Source organism: Desulfitobacterium chlororespirans DSM 11544, assembly GCF_900143285.1.
GTDB lineage: Bacteria > Bacillota > Desulfitobacteriia > Desulfitobacteriales > Desulfitobacteriaceae > Desulfitobacterium > Desulfitobacterium chlororespirans.
On record NZ_FRDN01000017.1, the window covers coordinates 57,203 to 76,140 of the forward strand.

Below are 18,938 nucleotides of genomic sequence, written 5' to 3' on the forward strand. Positions count from 1 at the left end.
TTGTGTAAGGAGCCTTTTTGTTATTCTGTGGGGTGGATCTGCTGCATGGCCACAAGCTGGGTCCGGATCATGAGGTCCAGGGAGTTGGGGGTGGGAACGGACTTGCCAATGACTTCGGATTGGGTGAAAATCCTTAAGTTGAAACTCTGATTGATTCGAGATGGGGTAAGATGGGTTTCTACGGCAGAGAGGACATGGTGGATAGCATCTTTTAGCTCGTGAAGCTGATTTTGCTCATCTCGATAAATAATTTTATAAGGAATTCGCAGGGAAAAGGTGAGATGATGATAATTAGGCCGAAGTGGAATGGGTAGGATACTGATGGAATGGTGTTTGACTTCGGCCTCCTCAAAGATTAATCCTTCGGCAATAGCTGTAGGTATGGGAAACTGGTGATGAAGAGTAAGGTCAAAGGGCTTAGGCGGTTTAAAATAGATCTTTTCCGTGACAAAGGAATAGGGCCTTTGGGTGTTGCAGGGGAGGACCTCAGATAGAAGCAATTGATGATGGCTCTCACTTATGGCAAGCCCTTGACGGATTTGGGCTGAAAGCGGGGCATAGAGGGTACTGATGATTGCCTTGGTTTCAATATCGATCAGAGTAAGCTGGCAACCATTGGTTACCCAGAGTTGGGAACCCTCCGGAGTCAGGGTAAGCTCGCGAGGAGCAGATAGTGACGGTATGGTTGCAAGTACCTGATGTTCGCGGGTGGAGATAATGCTGATGGAGTCGGAGTCATGGTTCGTAACATAGGCGAGGGGCCGCTCAGGGTGGAGAGCAATTCGCTGGGGATTCCGGCCTACCGGGATTGAGGCGACTTCCCTCCGTAGGCCAAGGTCGACTACGGAAATCCTATTTTCAAGGGATTGAATGAGGTAGAGGAGGGTATTGTCAGGGGATAAGGCCAGGCTTACAGGGGATAAAGTTAGGTCTGGGGAAGTTAAAGGGGAACTCTCTGAGCAATCTTTGGGATGAAAAGTGTCGACGACTTGATGATGCTCTGTGTCGACGATGGAAATGGAACGGCCTGCCTGGTGGGATACATAAAGTTTTTGGCCATCGCTGGATAGAGCAAGGCCGCTGGGATATAAGTTTAAGGGAATAGTATTTATGACTTCATCTTTATGCAGATCGATAACCGAAATGATCTGTTCTTCAGGGACGGCGACATACCCCTTGGCACCTGTAGAATCGATTGTCAGAGCTTGAGGGCTTTTCCCGACGGGGATGGTCCTTTTTACAATGAAGGAGTCACAATCAATCACAGAAAGGGTATCACTTCCGCGATTGGGGACATAGAGCTTTTTACCTTCCGGAAAGCTGGCTAAGTATCCGGGGCCGATCCCCACGGGAATCATCCCGAGGAGCTTTTCTGATCCCATATGATAGACAGCAATATCACCCGGCAACGAGGAGTCAATTGCCGGCATACTCACCCAAGCGAGCAAACTGTGAGCCAATCTTATCGGCCTCCTTTAACACTGTGGTTCAACTTTAGGCATTCTAACTTTTTAAGGATTCCTTTTCTCAAGGCTCTTTTCCTCAGGATTTCAATAAGGCTCCGGTTGATCCTGTAGTATTCTATTCTTAAGATTTAAAGAAGCTACAGATCGAAGAGGATATTTGCAGGCGGAAAGGGCAGGGAGTTATTGTAAAAAAGTCGAACGATTTTCTTTAAAAACAATAAAATGTTCGAAAAAGTGTTGACCGCTGAATTAAGAAACGGTACAATTATTCCAGAAGATAGCTACTGCAAAGCAAACAAAAAATTTAAATAGGACGTTCATATAATCGCGGAGATAAGGTCCGCAAGTTTCTACCGGGCTGCCGTAAATGGCCTGACTATGAGCGAAACTGTGCCCAGGGTATTGCCCGAAGGGCACAGGTCTGACGGTTGCCTGCTAAGGTGGATTCTTTAAGGAATGGACCTTAGTCTGCTGTCGGATCACACCGATGGGACAATGGAAGCATATTTCCTATGTTCAGGACGTTTCGTCATTTGCACCCGCTCAAGAGTGGAGCCTGGTGGCGGATAGTCGTGGAGAAAGCCCAGGCGGGTAGGTTTCACTCTTTTAATCAAGGTGGAATCTACCTGTCTTTTTTTCACTAATGATTGTTTCAGTGGTTAGTGGGTAATAGTTAAGAAGACATTGAACAGGGAGGGTATCATGGAACTGCAAAGCGTAAAGCGTATTTATGTGGAGAAGAAGCCTGGTTTTAATATCGAAGCTCAGGGGCTGCTGCAGGATATTCAGGAAAATCTGGGCATCAAAAACCTGGAAGATTTAAGGATCGTCAACCGCTATGATGTGGCAGGCATTACATCTGCAGAATACGCTCAGGCCAGAAGGATCATTTTTTCCGAACCGACCGTGGATTGGGTTTATGATGAAGAACTTAAGCTTTCTCCCCAAGACCGTGTATTTGCCATGGAGTACCTTCCCGGTCAATATGATCAACGGGCGGACTCAGCAGCGCAATGCATTCAGATTCTTACTCAAAAGGAGCGTCCGGAGATTGCTGCCGCGAAAGTGATGGTTCTTAAGGGGCAGATCACAGAGGCTGAACTGGAACGCATCAAGCAGTATTGCATTAATCCGGTGGAATCCCGGGAGGCTGGCTTGGACAAACCTGAAAACCTCGCCTTTGTTCCTGAACTGCCTGAGGATGTGGAAATCATTGAGGGCTTCACAGGGATGGCGCAAACAGAGCTGGAACAGTTCTATCAAGGAGCAGGCCTGGCCATGAGCCTGGAGGATTTGGCTTTCTGTCAGGGGTATTTCCGGGATGAAGAGAGACGGGAGCCCACCATTACGGAGATTCGGGTTATCGATACCTATTGGTCGGATCATTGCCGCCATACCACCTTTTTTACCCAATTGCAAAACATCGTCATCGCGGAAGGGAAGTTTGCGGAGCCTATTCGCAAAGCCTATGAGGAGTATCAGGAGTCCCGGGAGTTGGTTTATGGGGAAAAGGCTGAGAGCCGGGATGTCTGTCTGATGGACTTGGCTGTGATCGGCATGAAGGAGCTGAAAAAGAAGGGACTTCTTCAGGATCTTGATGAGTCTGATGAAATCAATGCTTGCAGTATTGTTGTCAATGTGGATGTAGATGGCCGGAATGAAGAATGGCTTGTCATGTTTAAAAATGAAACCCATAACCATCCTACGGAAATCGAGCCTTTTGGAGGCGCGGCCACCTGTCTGGGCGGGGCCATCCGGGATCCTTTGTCCGGGCGGACTTATGTCTATCAGGCGATGCGGGTTACCGGAAGCGGCGATCCCCGGGCCAAAGTAGAGGAAACCTTACCTGGAAAACTGCCGCAAAGAAAGATCACTACAGTTGCTGCAGCCGGCTATAGTTCTTACGGCAACCAAATCGGGCTGGCCACCGGACAAGTTGCCGAAGTGTATGACGAAGGTTTTATCGCCAAACGGATGGAGATCGGCGCGGTTATCGCTGCGGCACCCAGGGAAAATGTGGTGCGGGAAGCGCCTAAACCCGGGGATGTGGTGGTTTTAGTGGGCGGGCGTACCGGCCGGGACGGTTGCGGAGGGGCTACAGGCTCGTCCAAAGAGCATACCACGGAATCCCTGGCCAGTTGTGGGGCAGAAGTGCAAAAGGGAAATCCCCCCACAGAGAGAAAAATACAACGCCTCTTCCGTAACTCTAAAGTCAGCAGGATGATTAAGAAATGCAATGACTTTGGCGCAGGTGGAGTATCGGTAGCCATTGGCGAATTAACCGATGGTTTGGAGATCAATCTGGACGCAGTTCCTAAGAAATATGAGGGCCTGGATGGTACGGAGCTGGCTATTTCCGAATCCCAGGAGCGGATGGCGGTGGTCATCGCCGCGGAAAACCTGGAAGCTTTCGTCGGCTATGCGGATGAGGAAAATCTGGAGGCCACTTTAGTGGCTAAGGTCAGTGAGCATCCCCGGCTGAATATGACCTGGCGGGGTCAAACCATTGTGGATATCAGCCGGGAGTTTTTGAACACGAACGGCGTGAAGCAAAAGGCGGATGTGTCTGTGCTGCTTCCGGAAAGCAGCGAGAATTATTTCCGACAGCTTCCTCAAGGGGTCAGAAGCGGACAGGCCGCTTCGGGTGCTGCCGCCGCTGGCTCATCAGGGGCATCGGCAGGTGATATGAGTTTAGCAGGAATGGCCTTAGAGGATGCCTGGTTAGCTAATCTGCAGGATCTGAATGTCTGCAGTCAAAAAGGCCTGGTGGAACGCTTTGACAGTACCATTGGCGCGAACACAGTGCTGATGCCCTTTGGCGGAAAATATCAAACCACCCCGGCCGAAGGAATGGTGGCCAAGATTCCTGTAGAGTCCGGAGATACCCGCACGGCGACAGCGATGACCTACGGATATAATCCCCAGTGCGCCCAATGGAGTCCTTTCCACGGTGCCCTCTATGCCGTGGTGGAGGCGGTTACGAAAATGGTCGCCCTGGGAGCCGATTATCGAAGCATTCGCTTAACTCTGCAGGAGTATTTTGAAAAGCTGGGCAAGGATCCTCAGAAATGGGGCAAACCTTTCTCTGCTCTCTTAGGAGCCTTCTATGCCCAAAAGAAGCTGGGAATTCCGGCTATTGGTGGTAAGGACAGCATGTCAGGGACCTTTATGGATCTGCATGTCCCTCCCACTTTAGTGGCTTTTGCAGTAGGGGTATTAAATACAGATAGAGTCATTTCTCAGGAGTTTAAACAGGCAGGCAGCCAGGTGGTTCTGGTTCCGGCAAGGCGGGATCAGGATGAAGTGATAGATTTTGAACATCTCGCCGGGAATTATGATAAAGTTCATGAGCTCATTCATGGGGGTAAAGTCCTGTCTTCCCATACAGTAAAAATGGGGGGGATGGCTGCCGCTCTCACGAAGATGGCCTTGGGCAACCGGATCGGCATGAAGTTCAGCTCACCGATGGCTGTGGCGGATTTGTTCCGGACGGATTACGGTTCCATCATTTTGGAGGTTCCGGCAACAGTCGAGCTTGGGGATGCCTTTGGCGAAGTCAGGTACATGGTTCTGGGCAGTACTCAGGAAAAGCCTGCCATTGAACTGAATGGAGCGGAAATCTTCCTGGATAAAGCCTTGGCAATTTGGGAAAAACCCTTGGAGAGAATCTTCCCCACCAAAACTGCAACCGTAGATCAGCCGCAAAAGATTTCTTTTGAGGAACGAAATTCACAACGGCCAGCCATTAAACTGGCCAAGCCCCGGGTGTTTATCCCTGTTTTTCCGGGGACGAATTGTGAGTATGATTCAGAACGGGCTTTCACCAAAGCCGGGGCTGTGGTGGAGACCTTAGTGATTCGCAATCTGACCCCTGACCAGGTGGAAGAGTCTATTGCCGGGATTGTCAAAGGGATAGAAAGAGCACAAATGGTCATGCTCCCCGGTGGTTTCAGTGCCGGGGATGAGCCGGACGGTTCCGGTAAATTTATCGCCACGATGTTCCGCAATCCCCGCATCAAAGAAGCGGTCATGAAACTGCTTAAGCAAAGAGACGGCTTAATGCTGGGAATCTGCAACGGGTTCCAGGCTTTGATCAAATTAGGTTTAGTGCCCTATGGGGAAATCGTGGATCTGGATGAAGAGGCGCCAACTTTAACCTATAATAAAATCGGACGCCATGTTTCCTGTATGGTGCAGACCAAAGTGGTCTCCACCTTATCTCCCTGGTTCAGTGGGATGGAGTTGGGAGCTATTCATACTATCCCTGTATCCCATGGGGAAGGCCGGTTTGTGGCCGGCCCGGATGTGGTCAGGAAGCTGATGGAGAGGGGACAAGTGGCCACCCAATATGTGGATCACCAAGGATGTCCCAGCAACGAAGTTCTTTACAATCCCAACGGCTCCTATGAAGCCATTGAGGGGATCACCAGTCCGGATGGCCGTGTCCTGGGCAAGATGGGGCATTCCGAGCGTGTGGGTGAAGGTGTGGCCATCAATATTAGTGGGAATAAATATCAGCCGATCTTCGCAGGCGGCGTGAATTATTTTAGAGGATAATCGTATCACCCATTAATGAAACAAGGGACAAAGCAAAGGGAGGAAGCAATATGAACTTGGTTGGTATCGTCATGGGCAGTGATTCGGATTTTAACGTGATGGAGGATGCTATCAAAGTCCTGAAGGAATTCGGGGTGAATTTTGAGGTCAAAGTGTCCTCTGCTCATCGAACGCTGGAAAGAACCTTGAATTGGGTTAAGGAATTTGAAGGACAGGGGGGCAAGGTGATTATTGCGGGGGCAGGAATGGCTGCTCACTTGCCCGGTGTCGTGGCCGGAGCGACGACTCTGCCGGTGATCGGGGTGCCTATCCGCAGCGGCGCCTTGGAGGGTGTGGACGCCCTCTATGCCATCGTCCAGATGCCTCCCGGCATTCCTGTGGCAACTGTAGGGATTAACGCGGCTAAGAATGCCGGACTCTTAGGGGTTCAGATGCTGGCCAATGCTGATGATCAGTTGAAAGAAGCTTTGCATAACTACCGGGTCAAGATGGCGCAAGGGGTGGAAGAGAAGGATAAAGCTCTGCAGGAGAAACTTCAGAAGTAACCCGGTTTTTATTTCCCTAAATAATCAATAAAGGAGTTTGCAGATGATTGAACGGTATACCCTTCCTGAGATGGGGAGGATCTGGACGGATGAACATCGGCTGGAGCTTTGGCTCAAGATTGAGATAGCAGCCTGTGAAGGCTGGGCAAAGTTGGGCAGGATTCCGGAAGATGCAGTTAAGGTGATCCGTGAGCGGGCGGCGTTTTCCTGGGAAAGAGTCAAGGAAATTGAAGAGATCACCCACCATGATGTTCTGGCTTTTACCACCAATGTGGCGGAATATGTAGGTGAGGAAGCTAAATACATTCACCTGGGTCTCACTTCTTCAGATGTTCTGGATACGGCTTTATCCCTGCAGATGGTGGAAGCCGCGGACATCTTGCTGGCGAAGCTGGTACGGCTGGAAGAAGTGCTGAAGGAAAGAGCCCTTGAGCATAAAGATACCTTGATGATGGGGAGAACCCATGGTATTCATGCTGAACCCATCACCATGGGGCTGAAGTTTGCCTTGTGGTATGAGGAGATTAAACGCCAAATCAGCCGCCTGCAGTTTGCCCGGGAGGAGATTCGGGTGGGAAAAATCTCCGGGGCAGTGGGTACTTTTGCTAATGTTGAGCCTTTTGTGGAAGAATGGGTCTGTGAGTCCCTGGGATTAAAGGCGGATCCCATCTCTACCCAGGTAGTGCAGCGTGACCGCCACGCCTTCTACGTGACCGCTCTGGCTGGGGTGGCCAGCAGTTTGGACAGAATAGCCACAGAACTGCGCAACCTTCAGCGCACCGATGTTCATGAGGTGGAGGAACCTTTTGCCAAAGGACAAAAGGGCTCTTCGGCAATGCCCCATAAGAAAAACCCCATCACCGGAGAAAGAATCTGCGGTATGGCCAGGGTAATCCGCAGCAATGCCCAGACTGCTTTAGAGAATGTGGCTCTTTGGCATGAGCGGGATATCTCCCATTCCTCGGCTGAGCGGATTATTCTGCCTGACAGCACCATTGCCTTGGATTATATGCTGGATAAAATGATTAAACTGATCCAAGGATTGCGGGTTTATCCGGAAACCATGCAGGAAAATATCAATAAAGTAGTTGGCCTGATCTTCTCTCAAAGGGTCATGCTGACCCTGGTGGAAAAAGGACTGAGCAGGGAAGACGCTTATGCCTGGACCCAAAGGAATGCTATGCAGGCTTGGGAGACTAAGGAGGCTTTCCAATCCTTGGTGCTTAAGGATCAGGATATTCGGAAGTATTTACGCGAAGAGGAAATTGCCGAACTTTTCGATTATAGCTACCATACGAAGCATGTGGATACCATTTTCAAGAGAGTCGGGCTTCTTTAATCATCTTTTTACAGCCGGTGGAAATAGTTGAAGCTATTTACATGAAGTGATTTACATGAAACGGCTTACATGAAACAATTTATATGAGGAGAGTGTGCTATGGAAAAAGGCAAAATGCTCTATGAAGGAAAAGCCAAGAAGGTTTATACAACCGATCAGGAAGGGATCTATTGGGTAGAGTACAAGGATGATGCCACTGCGTTTAATGGGGAGAAGAAAGGGACCATTGGAGATAAGGGAATAGTCAACAATCGCCTTTCAGCCCTTCTTTTCGAAGTTTTAGAAAAGACCGGGATCCCCACTCATTTTATAGAGCTGCTCAACGATCGGGAAATGCTGGTCCGTAAGCTGGAGATGATCCCCTTGGAAGTGGTGGTGCGCAATATCGCCGCCGGCAGCTTGGCCAAGCGCTTGGGAGTGGCAGAGGGGCTGAATTTATCACGGCCTGTGGTGGAACTGTACTACAAAGATGATGCTCTGGGTGATCCTTTTGTCAATGAGTCTCATTCCTTAGCGATGGGTTGGGCTGAACAATCAGACCTTAAAGAGATTCAGGAGCTGGGACTGAAAATCAATGGGGAGCTGCAAAAGATTTTGGACCAGGCCGGCATCATCCTGGTAGACTTTAAGCTGGAATTCGGCAAAGCGGAGGGCAAAGTCTATTTGGGAGATGAGATTTCACCCGATACCTGCCGCTTTTGGGATAAAGAAACTCAGGAAAAACTGGATAAGGATCGTTTTCGCCGTGATCTGGGCAAGGTTGAAGAAGCCTATGCGGAAGTGTATAGACGTGTTAAAGAAGTCCTTAACGATTAAAATTAGGAGGGCATCGCTTTGAGAGAACCCTGGGATGATAAACCCCATGAAGAATGCGGAGTATTCGGTATTTATGCGCCTGAGCAGGAGGTTGCCCGTCTCACCTATTTCGGGCTCTATGCCTTACAGCACCGGGGACAGGAAAGTGCGGGGATTGCTGTATCCAATGGCCGGGATATCCAAGTTCATAAAGGAATGGGACTGGTGGCGGAAGTCTTTTCGGAAAGAATTCTTAAGGAACTTGAACAGGACGGAAAAATGGCCATTGGCCATGTCCGTTATTCAACCACAGGTTCTAGCCTCCTGACCAATGCCCAACCCTTAGTGGTTCATTACCAAAAGGGTATGATGGCTTTGGCTCATAATGGCAATTTAACCAATGCGGGAGAATTGCGGGAGGAATTGGCTAAAGAGGGGGCAGTCTTTCAGACTACTGTGGACTCGGAAGTGATCGTCCAACTGATTGCCCGCTACGGCCGGGGGAGCTTAGAGGATGCCCTTGTCAAAACCATGCTGGATTTACAGGGAGCCTATGCTTTGGTAGTGGCCGCAGAAGACAAGATTCTGGGGATGCGTGACCCCCATGGCATCCGCCCTTTATGTATTGGCCAGCTGGAAGGACGGTATGTTCTGGCTTCGGAAAGCTGTGGCCTGGATACCATCGGAGCGGAATTCGTGCGCGATGTCCAGCCCGGGGAGATTGTTACCATCGATGAGGAAGGGCTTCATTCCCGGCAGGGGTTTCCCGCCCAGAAGACCACAGTCTGTGCCTTCGAATACATTTATTTTGCCCGTCCCGACAGTACCATGGATCAATTGAATGTGACCGAGAGCCGGCGGAGAATGGGCGTTGAGCTGGCCCGGGAATATCCTGTCGATGCCGATATTGTCATACCGGTACCTGATTCGGGGATGACTGCCGCTCTTGGCTATGCTGAGGAATCCGGCATCCCCTTTGCCCAGGGATTGCTGAAGAACAGATATGTGGGAAGAACCTTTATTCAACCCACCCAGGAAATGCGGGAAGTAGCTGTGCGCCTGAAGCTCAATGCCAATGCCCAAGTGATTAAAGGAAAGCGGGTCATTATGATCGATGACTCCATCGTGAGAGGGACCACCAGTTCCCGTATCGTCGAATTGCTGAGAAAGGTGGGAGCCAAGGAGGTCCATCTGCTCATCTGCTCGCCGCCGGTTCTTTATCCCTGTTACTATGGCATCGATACGGCAGAACGGGAGAAGCTGATTGCTACTCAGCTGGATCGGGAGGGAATACGTGACTATGTAGGAGCGGATTCTCTGCATTATCTATCGGAAGCAGGCGTTCAGCGGGCTTTAGGCGAGCTGTCGGTCTGTTTGGCCTGCTTTAATGGGGATTACCCTGCAGGGATACCTGCGGGCACCAGAGAGAAATGGGCAGAATTTAAAGGCAAGTGCTAAGAGATAACGCTGAGTGGGTTGCATAGAAAGGTGGTTCTGTAATGGGATATTCTTATCGGCAGGCCGGTGTGGACATTGATGCGGGAAACCAGGCGGTGGAACTGATGAAGCCTGCAGTAAAACGGACCGTTCGTCCGGAGGTTATGGGAGGGCTGGGCGGATTTGGCGGGCTGTTTGCCCTGGATCTTAAAAAATATCCGGAACCGGTTCTGGTCTCGGGGACGGATGGGGTGGGAACGAAGCTTAAGCTGGCGTTTCAGATGAACCGTCATGATACCATTGGCCAGGATGCGGTGGCCATGTGTGTCAATGATATATTAGTTCAAGGTGCGGAGCCTTTATTCTTTCTCGATTATCTCGCCGTAGGAAAACTGGTTCCGGAGCGGGTAGCCGAGGTGGTCGGCGGCATCGCCAAAGGCTGTGAATTGGCAGGCTGTGCCCTGATTGGAGGAGAGACAGCAGAGATGCCGGGCTTTTATGCCGAAGGGGAATACGACATTGCCGGTTTTGCCGTGGGAGCAGTGAATCGGCCTGACCTGATCGACGGTTCACAAATCCAGGAAGGGGATGTTCTGATCGGACTTCCTTCTTCAGGATTTCATAGCAATGGCTATTCTTTAGTACGTAAAATTTTTACCCCCGATCTATGGGAGAAAGACTATCCGGAGCTGGGGGAAAGTTTAGGTGAAGCTTTAATTAGGCCCACCCGAATCTATGTCAAAAGTGTCCTTCCCCTCATAGAAAGCCGCAAAGTTCTTGGTATGGCCCATATTACCGGGGGAGGTCTTACGGAAAATATTCCCCGGATTCTCCCTGAAGGATTGGGAATAACGATCGATCGCTCCGCTTGGCAGGTCCCGGCCCTCTTCACCCTTTTGCAAAAGCTGGGTGAGGTGGAGGAAGCAGAAATGCTGCGCACCTTCAATATGGGTATTGGCTTTGTGCTGATCGCTCATCCTCAGGATGTCGACTTTATTCAGACTCAGCTCCAGGCAGCCGGTGAAAAGTGCTTTGTCTTAGGAGAGGTAAGCGGGCAAAGCGAAGGAGTGAGTTATCTTTGATGCGGATTGGAGTGCTTGCGTCAGGGCGCGGGAGCAATTTGCAAGCCTTAATTGAAGCCTGGAAGCTTGGCGAATTAAACGGGGAACTGGTGGCTGTGGGTTCGGACCATGAAGAGGCCCAGGCTCTCAAAAGAGCGGTAGAGGCTGGAATACCCCATGGTGCCTTTCCTTTGAGCCGGTTTTCTTCCCGCCAGGAGCAGGAGAAAGCGATCCTGACCTGGCTGCGGGAACAAAAGGTGGAGCTTTTGGCCTTAGCCGGATTTATGAGGGTTTTAAGCAAGGAGTTTCTCCAGGATATTCAGATTCCTGTGCTCAATATCCACCCCTCCCTTTTGCCCTCTTTCCAAGGGTTGCATGCCCAAAGGCAAGCCCTTGACTACGGGGTCAAGATCTCCGGATGCACAGTTCATTTTGTGGATGAAGGTCTGGACAGCGGTCCCATTATTGCCCAAGAAGCGGTGCTGGTTTTGCCGGGGGATACGGAAGATTCCTTGTCTGCCCGTATCCTGGAAGCTGAGCATCGTCTTTATCCGGAAGTAGTAGGATGGGTGGCCGGTGGACGGATCAAAAGAAATGGACGCATCGTAGTTAAGATATAGGTATAGTAAAATAAAATGAGCGGTTGTAAAGGAATTGGATGGGGGTTTTTTGATGAATCGTCGAGCTGTGCTCAGTGTCTCCAATAAGACAGGTCTTGTGGAGCTTGCCCGAGGACTTGTGGAATTGGGTTTTGACTTGATTTCTACCGGCGGCACCTTTAAAACGTTGACCGAAGCGGGGCTGCCTGTTCGCTATGTTACCGAGGTCACGGGATTTCCGGAGATTCTGGATGGGCGGGTCAAGACCCTTCATCCTAAGATTCATGGCGGTATTTTGGCCAGAGCTACGGAAGAACATTTGCAGCAGCTGGAGGACAACGACATCGGGTTGATTGAGCTTGTGGTGGTCAATCTCTATCCCTTTAAGGAGACCATTGCCAAGCCGGGGGTTTCCTTCCAGGAAGCTATTGAAAATATCGATATTGGCGGTCCTTCCATGGTTCGTGCTGCGGCAAAGAATCAAGAGCGGGTGAGTATCGTCGTCAATCCGGAGCGGTACCCGGAGGTGCTTCAGGCCCTGCGTGAGCAAGGGGAAATTCCGTATGATATGCGTAAGCGTTTGGCGGCAGAGGCTTTTGCCCATACAGCCGAATATGATCAGTGCATTGCCGGGTATTTGACGGCGGAGCTTGCTGGGGAATCCCCGTCCTTTTCCCCTTCCCCTTTCCCTGCAACCATAATACTTGGGGGCCAAAAGGCTCAGGAGCTTCGCTATGGGGAAAACCCTGCTCAGAAGGCGGCCTTTTACCGGGGGGCGGATGCAGCAGGCACCTTGGCCTATGGTGAACAGATTCAGGGTAAAGAATTATCCTATAACAATTGGATGGATATGGACGCAGCCTGGGGGATTGTTCAGGATTTCTGTGATCCGGCCTGTGCTATTATTAAGCACACCAATCCCTGCGGTACAGCATTGGGGAAAACTGCTTTGGAAGCTTATGAAAAGGCCCTGGCAGCGGACCCGGTCTCGGCCTTTGGCGGAATTATCGCCTTTAACCGGACCGTCGATGCTGAATGTGCCGCCTCACTTAAGGCTCACTTCTATGAAGTTATCGTCGCCCATGGGTTCAGCTCTGAAGCCAGGGCAATACTACAGGAAAAGAAAAACCTTCGTCTCGTCAAAGTGGCACAGGACGGGAAGCCAACGCATACGCCCTGGAAAGTTCGTTCCATTCAAGGGGGATTTTTAATTCAGGAAGAGGATGGGGGGACTACGCCGATCTCCGCATGGGAGGTCGTCAGCAAGCGCCAGCCTGAACCTGAAGATCTTCGTGAACTGGACTTTGCTTGGCGGGTAGTAAAGCATGTCAAATCCAATGCCATTGTACTGGCCAAAGCCGGCCAAACCCTCGGCGTGGGAGCAGGACAGATGAATCGGGTTGGCTCAGTTAAGATTGCTTTAGAACAGGCGGGCGATAAAGCCCAAGGGGCTTATCTGGCTTCCGATGCCTTTTTCCCATTCCCCGATTCCCTGGAGGAGGCGGCGAAGGTAGGCGTGCGGGCTGTGGTTCAACCGGGGGGATCCGTCAGAGATGCAGAAGTTATCGAAGCGGCTGACCGTTTGAATTTGATTATGGTGTTTACACACCGCCGGCATTTTAAGCATTAAGGATGGCCCTATATGCTGGTGTTGTGGCTATCAGCGGAGAGTGAAAAGGGTTTTGTTCGGGTCGCGTAGCTTTACGCACAACGGTCTCTCCATAGCTCCAGGGTTGGTTCACTCGCTTTCTTAACAGCTACGCCAAACCCCCCGGCTTTCTGCATGTTAACCGTGGCTTCGCTTCGTTAAGAAAGCCTCGTTAACCTGACCGCCCCTCCGCTAAATCCGTTCCCTTTTGTGCGTAAAGCTACGTCTTACGGGACTTTAGCACAGTCTTTTTCGCGGCCATCTATTGAGCTTTTCCCGGGAGGTAGCCGACCTTGCCGCCTCAAGCGGCGTCGGTAAAGACGGAAAAAGCGGCTTGAGTCAGGAGACTTACTCCACCTTTCCCGCAACGCTCTGCTTGCTCAAACTCAAAAAACAGCCCAAGGATTTTGCTTTACGGTAGGAAGCGAATTTAAGCGAGCGGAAACAAAACTTCGCGAAAAGCACGCAGCGGAGAAAGGTTGGAAACAGGACGTTTCCAACCGGCTATGAGGCAGGAGCCGATTTAGCCGGGCACCTTTCGGAGCGGAGGGCTTGAGTGTTAGTTTTGGCCGCGCAGCTTATGGAGCGACCGGTGTAAAGCAAAATCCTGGAGAACTGCTTTCAGTCAGTCTAAATCAAATAGTAAAGAAGGTGCCCCATGGCTAAGAAAGTCTTAATAGTAGGCAATGGCGGCAGGGAACATGCCCTTGCCTGGAAAATAGCCCAAAGCCCGGAGGTCGGGAAATTGTACGTTGCTCCGGGAAACGCCGGAACTCAGGAATGGAATGTGGCGATTTCGGCTACAGATATCCCCGGGTTGCTTGAATTTGCCCAAAAGGAAGGCATTGATTTGACAATTGTGGGCCCTGAGGCACCTTTGACTTTAGGGATTGTAGACGCTTTCCAAAAAGAAGGATTGAGGATTTTCGGACCCACTCAAGGAGCCGCCCGACTGGAGGGCAGCAAATCTTTTGCCAAGGAAATCATGGAGGCGGCAGGGGTTCCCACGGCTCAAAGCCGGGTATTCCCTGAACCGGAGCAGGCCAAGGAATATATCAAACAGATGGGAGCACCGATCGTCTTAAAAGCCGATGGCTTAGCAGCCGGCAAAGGTGTGATTGTGGCCATGGATTTGGACACAGCTTTGACGGCTGTGGATGAGTTAATGGACGGCTCTTTAGGCGAATCGGGAAAATTGCTTCTGGTTGAAGAATATCTGGAAGGTCAGGAAGTCAGCTTGCTCTGCCTCTGTGATGGTGAGCATGCGGTTGCTTTAGTCCCTGTTCAGGACCATAAACGGGCTTTGGATGGGGATCAGGGTTTGAACACCGGCGGCATGGGGACCTATAGCCCCCCGCCTTTCTGGAATCAGGAGCTGGAAGAGGAGGCACTAAGAACCATCGTGCAGCCCACTTTACAAGTCATGAAGGATAAGGGGATGCCCTTTCAAGGGGTTCTTTTTGCCGGGCTGATGCTGACTAAAGACGGTCCGAAAACTTTGGAATTTAATGTCCGCTTCGGCGATCCGGAAACCCAAGTGGTGATGGCCCGTATGGAATCGGATTTATTCAAGGTTCTTTGGGCCTGTACGGAAGGACAGAGCGAGGATCTAAAGCTGGCTTGGAAAAAAGAAACGGCACTTTGTATCGTTATGGCCGCACCGGGCTATCCTATGGCCTATGAAAAAGGTATTTCGATCACTTTGCCTGAAGTCCTTGCTCAAGAGAGCGTGATTTTTCATGCCGGGACTGCCCTTTTTTCGGGAGGAGAACTGCAAAGCTCCGGAGGAAGGGTCTTGGGCGTAACGGCTTGGGGAGATGATCTTAACCAGGCCCGTCAATTGGGATATGCTTTAGTCGAAAAAATAAATTTCCCCGGCGCTCATTATCGGAAAGATATTGGGGTAAAAGGTCTTTAGTTTGGCTTTTCCTCTTGTGACCTTAGGTTGTCCTATCTTCATATAATGAAGGCAGGACGACGTTCAAGGGGGGAAGGGTGTGTACATCTATCGAAAAAGGTTCTTTTATCCAATCCATGTGGAAAGGCCCGATCCGGTCCTGGCTAAAGAATTGCTGGAGCATTATGGTGGAAGGGATGGAGAACTCACCCAGGCAGTTCAGTACTTAAATCATCAGGTTAATATAGACAATCGTTTTTTGCGTGAACTTTTGGGACTCATCATGGCGGAAGAACTTGCTCATTTAGAGACTTTATCGGCAATGATTACCAAGCTGGGCGGGGAGGTCGCTCGCTTAAGTGATCATGAGGATATTCCCTGGTCTCTTTCCTATGTAAATCAGTACTCTGAACCGGATAAACTTTTAAAAGCGAATGCTGCCTTGGAAAAGAGAGCACGCCTTTTGTATGAGAAGCATGCAGCTATGACCCAGGATCCTGGGGTGAAACGTCTGCTTACTTTTTTAGCCCGGCGTGAAGGAGTTCACCAGAGGCTTCTCTATCGATGTTATAAGGTTCTGACTGAAGGGGGAACTTCAGAGCAGTATATGGAGATTATCTATGAGTATAAAATGAGCCTCCAGGTATTAGAGTGAGACAGCTGGTTCAGATCATCTAATAAGTGATAGAGGAAGCAGGCAATTGAAAATGCAAAAAGAAGCTTATCCACAAGCTTCTTTATTTTTTTACTAAATTTTGCTAAACTATATAAAATTATCAGTAATTTTTACAGGAGGATAAAGATGAGTATATCACAGCGAATAGAAAAACTGCCGGTTAAGAGATTTCACTATATACTCCTTATCTCTGCAGGTTTAGGATGGATGTTTGATTCCATGGATACGGGCATTATTTCCTTTGTCCTGCCGGTGCTGATGAAGACTTGGGGATTAACCCCGGAACAGGCGGGAAATATCGGGAGTGTCGGCCTGTTAGGAATGGCTCTGGGAGCTATTTTGTCCGGAAGTGTGGCGGATCGAATCGGCAGAAAAAAGGTCTTTGCCTTTACCTTGGTGGTGTATTCTTTGGCTACCGGATTATGCGGTCTGGCTTGGAGCTATGGCTCTCTTTTGTTCTTTCGCTTTCTGGTGGGGTTTGGTTTGGGGGGGCAATTGCCAGTTGCGGTAACTTTGGTTAGTGAGTTCACCCCCGCTAAGCACCGAGGGAAATTTCTGGTCCTCTTGGAGAGCTTCTGGGCCATAGGATGGCTCCTGGCCTCTGTTATTTCCTACCTGATCATTCCCAATTATGGTTGGCATATTGCTTTTTTCATTGGTGCTATTCCGGCTCTTTACGTTTTTTATCTCTGGAAGTACATTCCGGAGTCACCTCGGTTTCTTGAGGAACAGGGAAGAATACAGGAGGCTGAGGCAGTGTATCGCCTGGTCGCTGGGGAGACAGGCTCTGATGTAAAGGAGGGCAGAACTGCTGAGGAGGCAAAACGTGAAAACAGGCAACCCCAGAAGAGTGCAGCCAAGGCTAAAGTGCTGAAGCGAGTCACAGTAGCGGAATTGTTTTCCCGGAAGTTCCTGCGCAGAACGGTATTCCTCTGGCTGCTTTGGTTTGGAATCGTGTATTCTTACTACGGAATTTTTACATGGCTGCCCTCTATTCTTGCCTTAAAGGGTTTTTCCCTGACCAAGAGCTTCAGCTATGTCATCATTATGACCTTGGCTCAGATCCCCGGCTATTTCAGCGCGGCATTTCTGGTCGATCGCATTGGGCGCAAGCCTACCTTGACAGCTTTTGTTTTAGGTACAGCGATCAGCGCTTATTTCTTTGGACTGGGCAACAGCGTGGCGATGATTCTTGTCTTTGGTTCCCTCATGTCTTTCTTTAATCTTGGCGCCTGGGGAATTCTCTACACCTATACTCCTGAGCTTTATCCTACCAGAGCCCGGGGAACCGGTGCCGGCTGGGCCGCCGGGTTTGGCCGCATCGGCGGTATCTTAGCCCCTATGGTGGTAGGCCGTATGCTGGGAGCGGAAATGCCTACAGAAACGGTTTTCCTGATGTTCGCCGGAGTGCTCATCCTCGTTGTGTTTAATGTCCTCATTCTTGGCGAAGAGACGAAAGGCCGACCCATGGATGAACTATAGAATCTCCTTGGTGCGGTAATCCCAGAAGCGGTTGGATACCAGGCGGAGGCAGAAGGGATGTTTGCTCCAGTTTTCAATGTTGTCCAGGGAGAGCAGCAAAGCATAGGCTTGCCGGCAGGTGCCCAGTAAAGGATAATTTTTGCATAGATAAGCAAGGTTGGTGAGAATGGCTTCCTGACGTTCCTGGTGGAAAAGGTTCTGCACATAGCGGCGGCTTAAAGGGCTTAGCCGGTATTGCGCCAGTTCGGAGGCTAAGGGTCTCAGCTCATCCCTGCTGAAATGAATGACCATCAGTTGAGGCAAATCCGCGATCAGATCCGCACCCTCTAAAAAGTTAAGGAGATGTTCCTGAATGATGAAGGGAGAGAAAGGAAATACTCCCGGAGTTTCAGCAAGAATGCGGATGCGCAGCAGATTGGCTCGCAGAAAATCCGATTCTTGAGAAACCGGACTGATGGGTGTCTTTTCCAGGTTGCGAATTATTTGCCCTAAATGGGTATTGCCTTCGCAGGCCAGGTATTCCCATTGGGGAAGCAGGGAAAGCAGGAGCTGGCTGAGATAGGCCCCCTTGGATTCAAATATTTTATAGCGGGTCAAGGTCGTGAGAGTCTCTTCATTGGGCTCGGTTAGAATGTGGCGCAGCATCTCAGGATGCATGCGCAAACGGGTCTGAATTTTTTTATCGAAGGAATTCATAGAGATGTTCTCCTCATGTTCCAGGATGCTGATTGAGTTCTTCATCCTGGGTAATTTGTCTATAGTGTGTGAGGAGTGACCCGTTCTATGCCATCAAAAATATGGTAATCATGGAAGGGGTAAGTACAGGCATTAAAGAAACTTATCTTTGGGTTAATTTAGGGGATATGATATAATTATTCCATTCCTAGGAATAGGGAAGTGGATTCATGGATAATGAGAAATTTCAGGATTTGATGCTGGAGCATTTGGGAAAAGTTACTTAATGAATTCACTGGCATGAAGACGGAGCTGACTGAGGTAAAGCAAGATGTAGCAGAGATAAAGACAGAGCTGACCGAGGTAAAGCAAGATGTAGCAGAGATAAAGACAGAGCTGACCGAGGTAAAGCAAGATGTAGCAGGGATAAAGACAGAGCTGACCGAGGTAAAGCAAGATGTAGCAGGGATAAAGACGGAGTTGACCGAGGTAAAGCAAGATGTAGCAGGGATAAAGATAGAGCTGACCGAAGTAAAGCAAGATGTAGCAGGGTTGAAGGAATCCCAGGGACGGATGGAGACGGATCTGGTTGTCCTTAGGCAATCTCAGGTCAGGATGGAACAAGACTTTGGTAAGAAGTTGGATATTCTTTTTTATGATTGGCGGGAGACACAGAAACAGTTTATGAGGAAGTCAAAAGAAAAATTAAGATTTTAGGTACTAAGGTTGAGGCTTTACAAATGGAATCCAGTAAGCATGAT

The 18,938-nt window shown here is 49.9% G+C and carries 15 protein-coding genes and 1 riboswitch; of the genes, 12 read left to right on the forward strand and 3 right to left on the reverse strand.

Annotated features, from left to right (window positions below):
* Nucleotides 1-20: 20 nt before the first annotated feature.
* Together BUA14_RS23390 and BUA14_RS28805 are read right to left on the reverse strand one after the other, a co-directional pair.
* Nucleotides 21-1,460 (reverse strand): YncE family protein, encoded by a 1,440-nt coding sequence (locus tag BUA14_RS23390; RefSeq protein ID WP_242954743.1) that lies wholly within the window; start codon nucleotides 1,458-1,460, stop codon nucleotides 21-23.
* A gap of 303 nt (nucleotides 1,461-1,763) precedes the next feature.
* Nucleotides 1,764-1,865: riboswitch (purine riboswitch) on the forward strand.
* 80 nt (nucleotides 1,866-1,945) lie between these two features.
* On the reverse strand, nucleotides 1,946-2,080 hold the full coding sequence (locus tag BUA14_RS28805) for a hypothetical protein (protein WP_282433391.1): 135 nt from the start codon (nucleotides 2,078-2,080) through the stop codon (nucleotides 1,946-1,948).
* 88 nt (nucleotides 2,081-2,168) lie between these two features.
* Here BUA14_RS28805 and BUA14_RS23395 point away from each other — a divergent pair, with 88 nt between their 5' ends.
* From BUA14_RS23395 to BUA14_RS23455, 11 genes are all read left to right on the forward strand, one after another.
* The gene (locus BUA14_RS23395; RefSeq protein ID WP_072774785.1) at nucleotides 2,169-6,023 is read left to right on the forward strand and encodes a phosphoribosylformylglycinamidine synthase subunit PurQ; all 3,855 of its coding nucleotides are present in this window, start codon (nucleotides 2,169-2,171) and stop codon (nucleotides 6,021-6,023) included.
* Nucleotides 6,024-6,073: 50 nt separating this feature from the next.
* A complete protein-coding gene (gene purE, locus BUA14_RS23400) occupies nucleotides 6,074-6,568 on the forward strand; it encodes a 5-(carboxyamino)imidazole ribonucleotide mutase (protein ID WP_072774786.1) in 495 nt (164 codons plus the stop codon).
* Between the two features lie 43 nt (nucleotides 6,569-6,611).
* Entirely contained in the window at nucleotides 6,612-7,907 is a 1,296-nt protein-coding gene (purB, locus tag BUA14_RS23405) for an adenylosuccinate lyase (protein WP_072774787.1), read from the forward strand.
* A gap of 99 nt (nucleotides 7,908-8,006) precedes the next feature.
* Nucleotides 8,007-8,723: a phosphoribosylaminoimidazolesuccinocarboxamide synthase gene (gene purC / locus BUA14_RS23410; RefSeq protein WP_072774788.1), complete on the forward strand. Its 717-nt coding sequence runs from the start codon at nucleotides 8,007-8,009 to the stop codon at nucleotides 8,721-8,723.
* Between the two features lie 18 nt (nucleotides 8,724-8,741).
* A complete protein-coding gene (gene purF / locus BUA14_RS23415; protein ID WP_072774789.1) occupies nucleotides 8,742-10,160 on the forward strand; it encodes an amidophosphoribosyltransferase in 1,419 nt (472 codons plus the stop codon).
* Between the two features lie 41 nt (nucleotides 10,161-10,201).
* Entirely contained in the window at nucleotides 10,202-11,221 is a 1,020-nt protein-coding gene (gene purM, locus BUA14_RS23420) for a phosphoribosylformylglycinamidine cyclo-ligase (protein WP_072774790.1), read from the forward strand.
* Nucleotides 11,221-11,820, forward strand: coding sequence for a phosphoribosylglycinamide formyltransferase (gene purN, locus BUA14_RS23425; RefSeq protein ID WP_072774791.1), 600 nt, complete (start codon nucleotides 11,221-11,223; stop codon nucleotides 11,818-11,820). The genes purM and purN overlap by 1 nt, the downstream gene beginning before the upstream one ends.
* 52 nt (nucleotides 11,821-11,872) lie before the next feature.
* Nucleotides 11,873-13,429 (forward strand): bifunctional phosphoribosylaminoimidazolecarboxamide formyltransferase/IMP cyclohydrolase, encoded by a 1,557-nt coding sequence (purH, locus tag BUA14_RS23430; protein ID WP_072774792.1) that lies wholly within the window; start codon nucleotides 11,873-11,875, stop codon nucleotides 13,427-13,429.
* Nucleotides 13,430-14,105: 676 nt separating this feature from the next.
* Nucleotides 14,106-15,365 carry a phosphoribosylamine--glycine ligase gene (gene purD / locus BUA14_RS23445; RefSeq protein ID WP_072774793.1) on the forward strand — a complete coding sequence of 420 codons (1,260 nt, stop codon included), beginning with the start codon at nucleotides 14,106-14,108 and terminating at the stop codon, nucleotides 15,363-15,365.
* Between the two features lie 79 nt (nucleotides 15,366-15,444).
* A complete protein-coding gene (locus BUA14_RS23450) occupies nucleotides 15,445-15,999 on the forward strand; it encodes a manganese catalase family protein (RefSeq protein ID WP_072774794.1) in 555 nt (184 codons plus the stop codon).
* A 147-nt stretch (nucleotides 16,000-16,146) separates the two neighbouring features.
* The gene (locus tag BUA14_RS23455; RefSeq protein ID WP_072774795.1) at nucleotides 16,147-17,502 is read left to right on the forward strand and encodes an MFS transporter; all 1,356 of its coding nucleotides are present in this window, start codon (nucleotides 16,147-16,149) and stop codon (nucleotides 17,500-17,502) included.
* Here BUA14_RS23455 and BUA14_RS23460 read toward each other — a convergent pair.
* Nucleotides 17,497-18,198, reverse strand: coding sequence for a hypothetical protein (locus BUA14_RS23460; RefSeq protein WP_072774796.1), 702 nt, complete (start codon nucleotides 18,196-18,198; stop codon nucleotides 17,497-17,499). The genes BUA14_RS23455 and BUA14_RS23460 overlap by 6 nt on opposite strands.
* A 279-nt stretch (nucleotides 18,199-18,477) precedes the next feature.
* Between BUA14_RS23460 and BUA14_RS23465 the strand changes: the two genes are divergently transcribed.
* A complete protein-coding gene (locus BUA14_RS23465; protein ID WP_242954744.1) occupies nucleotides 18,478-18,894 on the forward strand; it encodes a kinetochore Spc7 family protein in 417 nt (138 codons plus the stop codon).
* The last annotated feature ends 44 nt before the right edge of the window (nucleotides 18,895-18,938 follow it).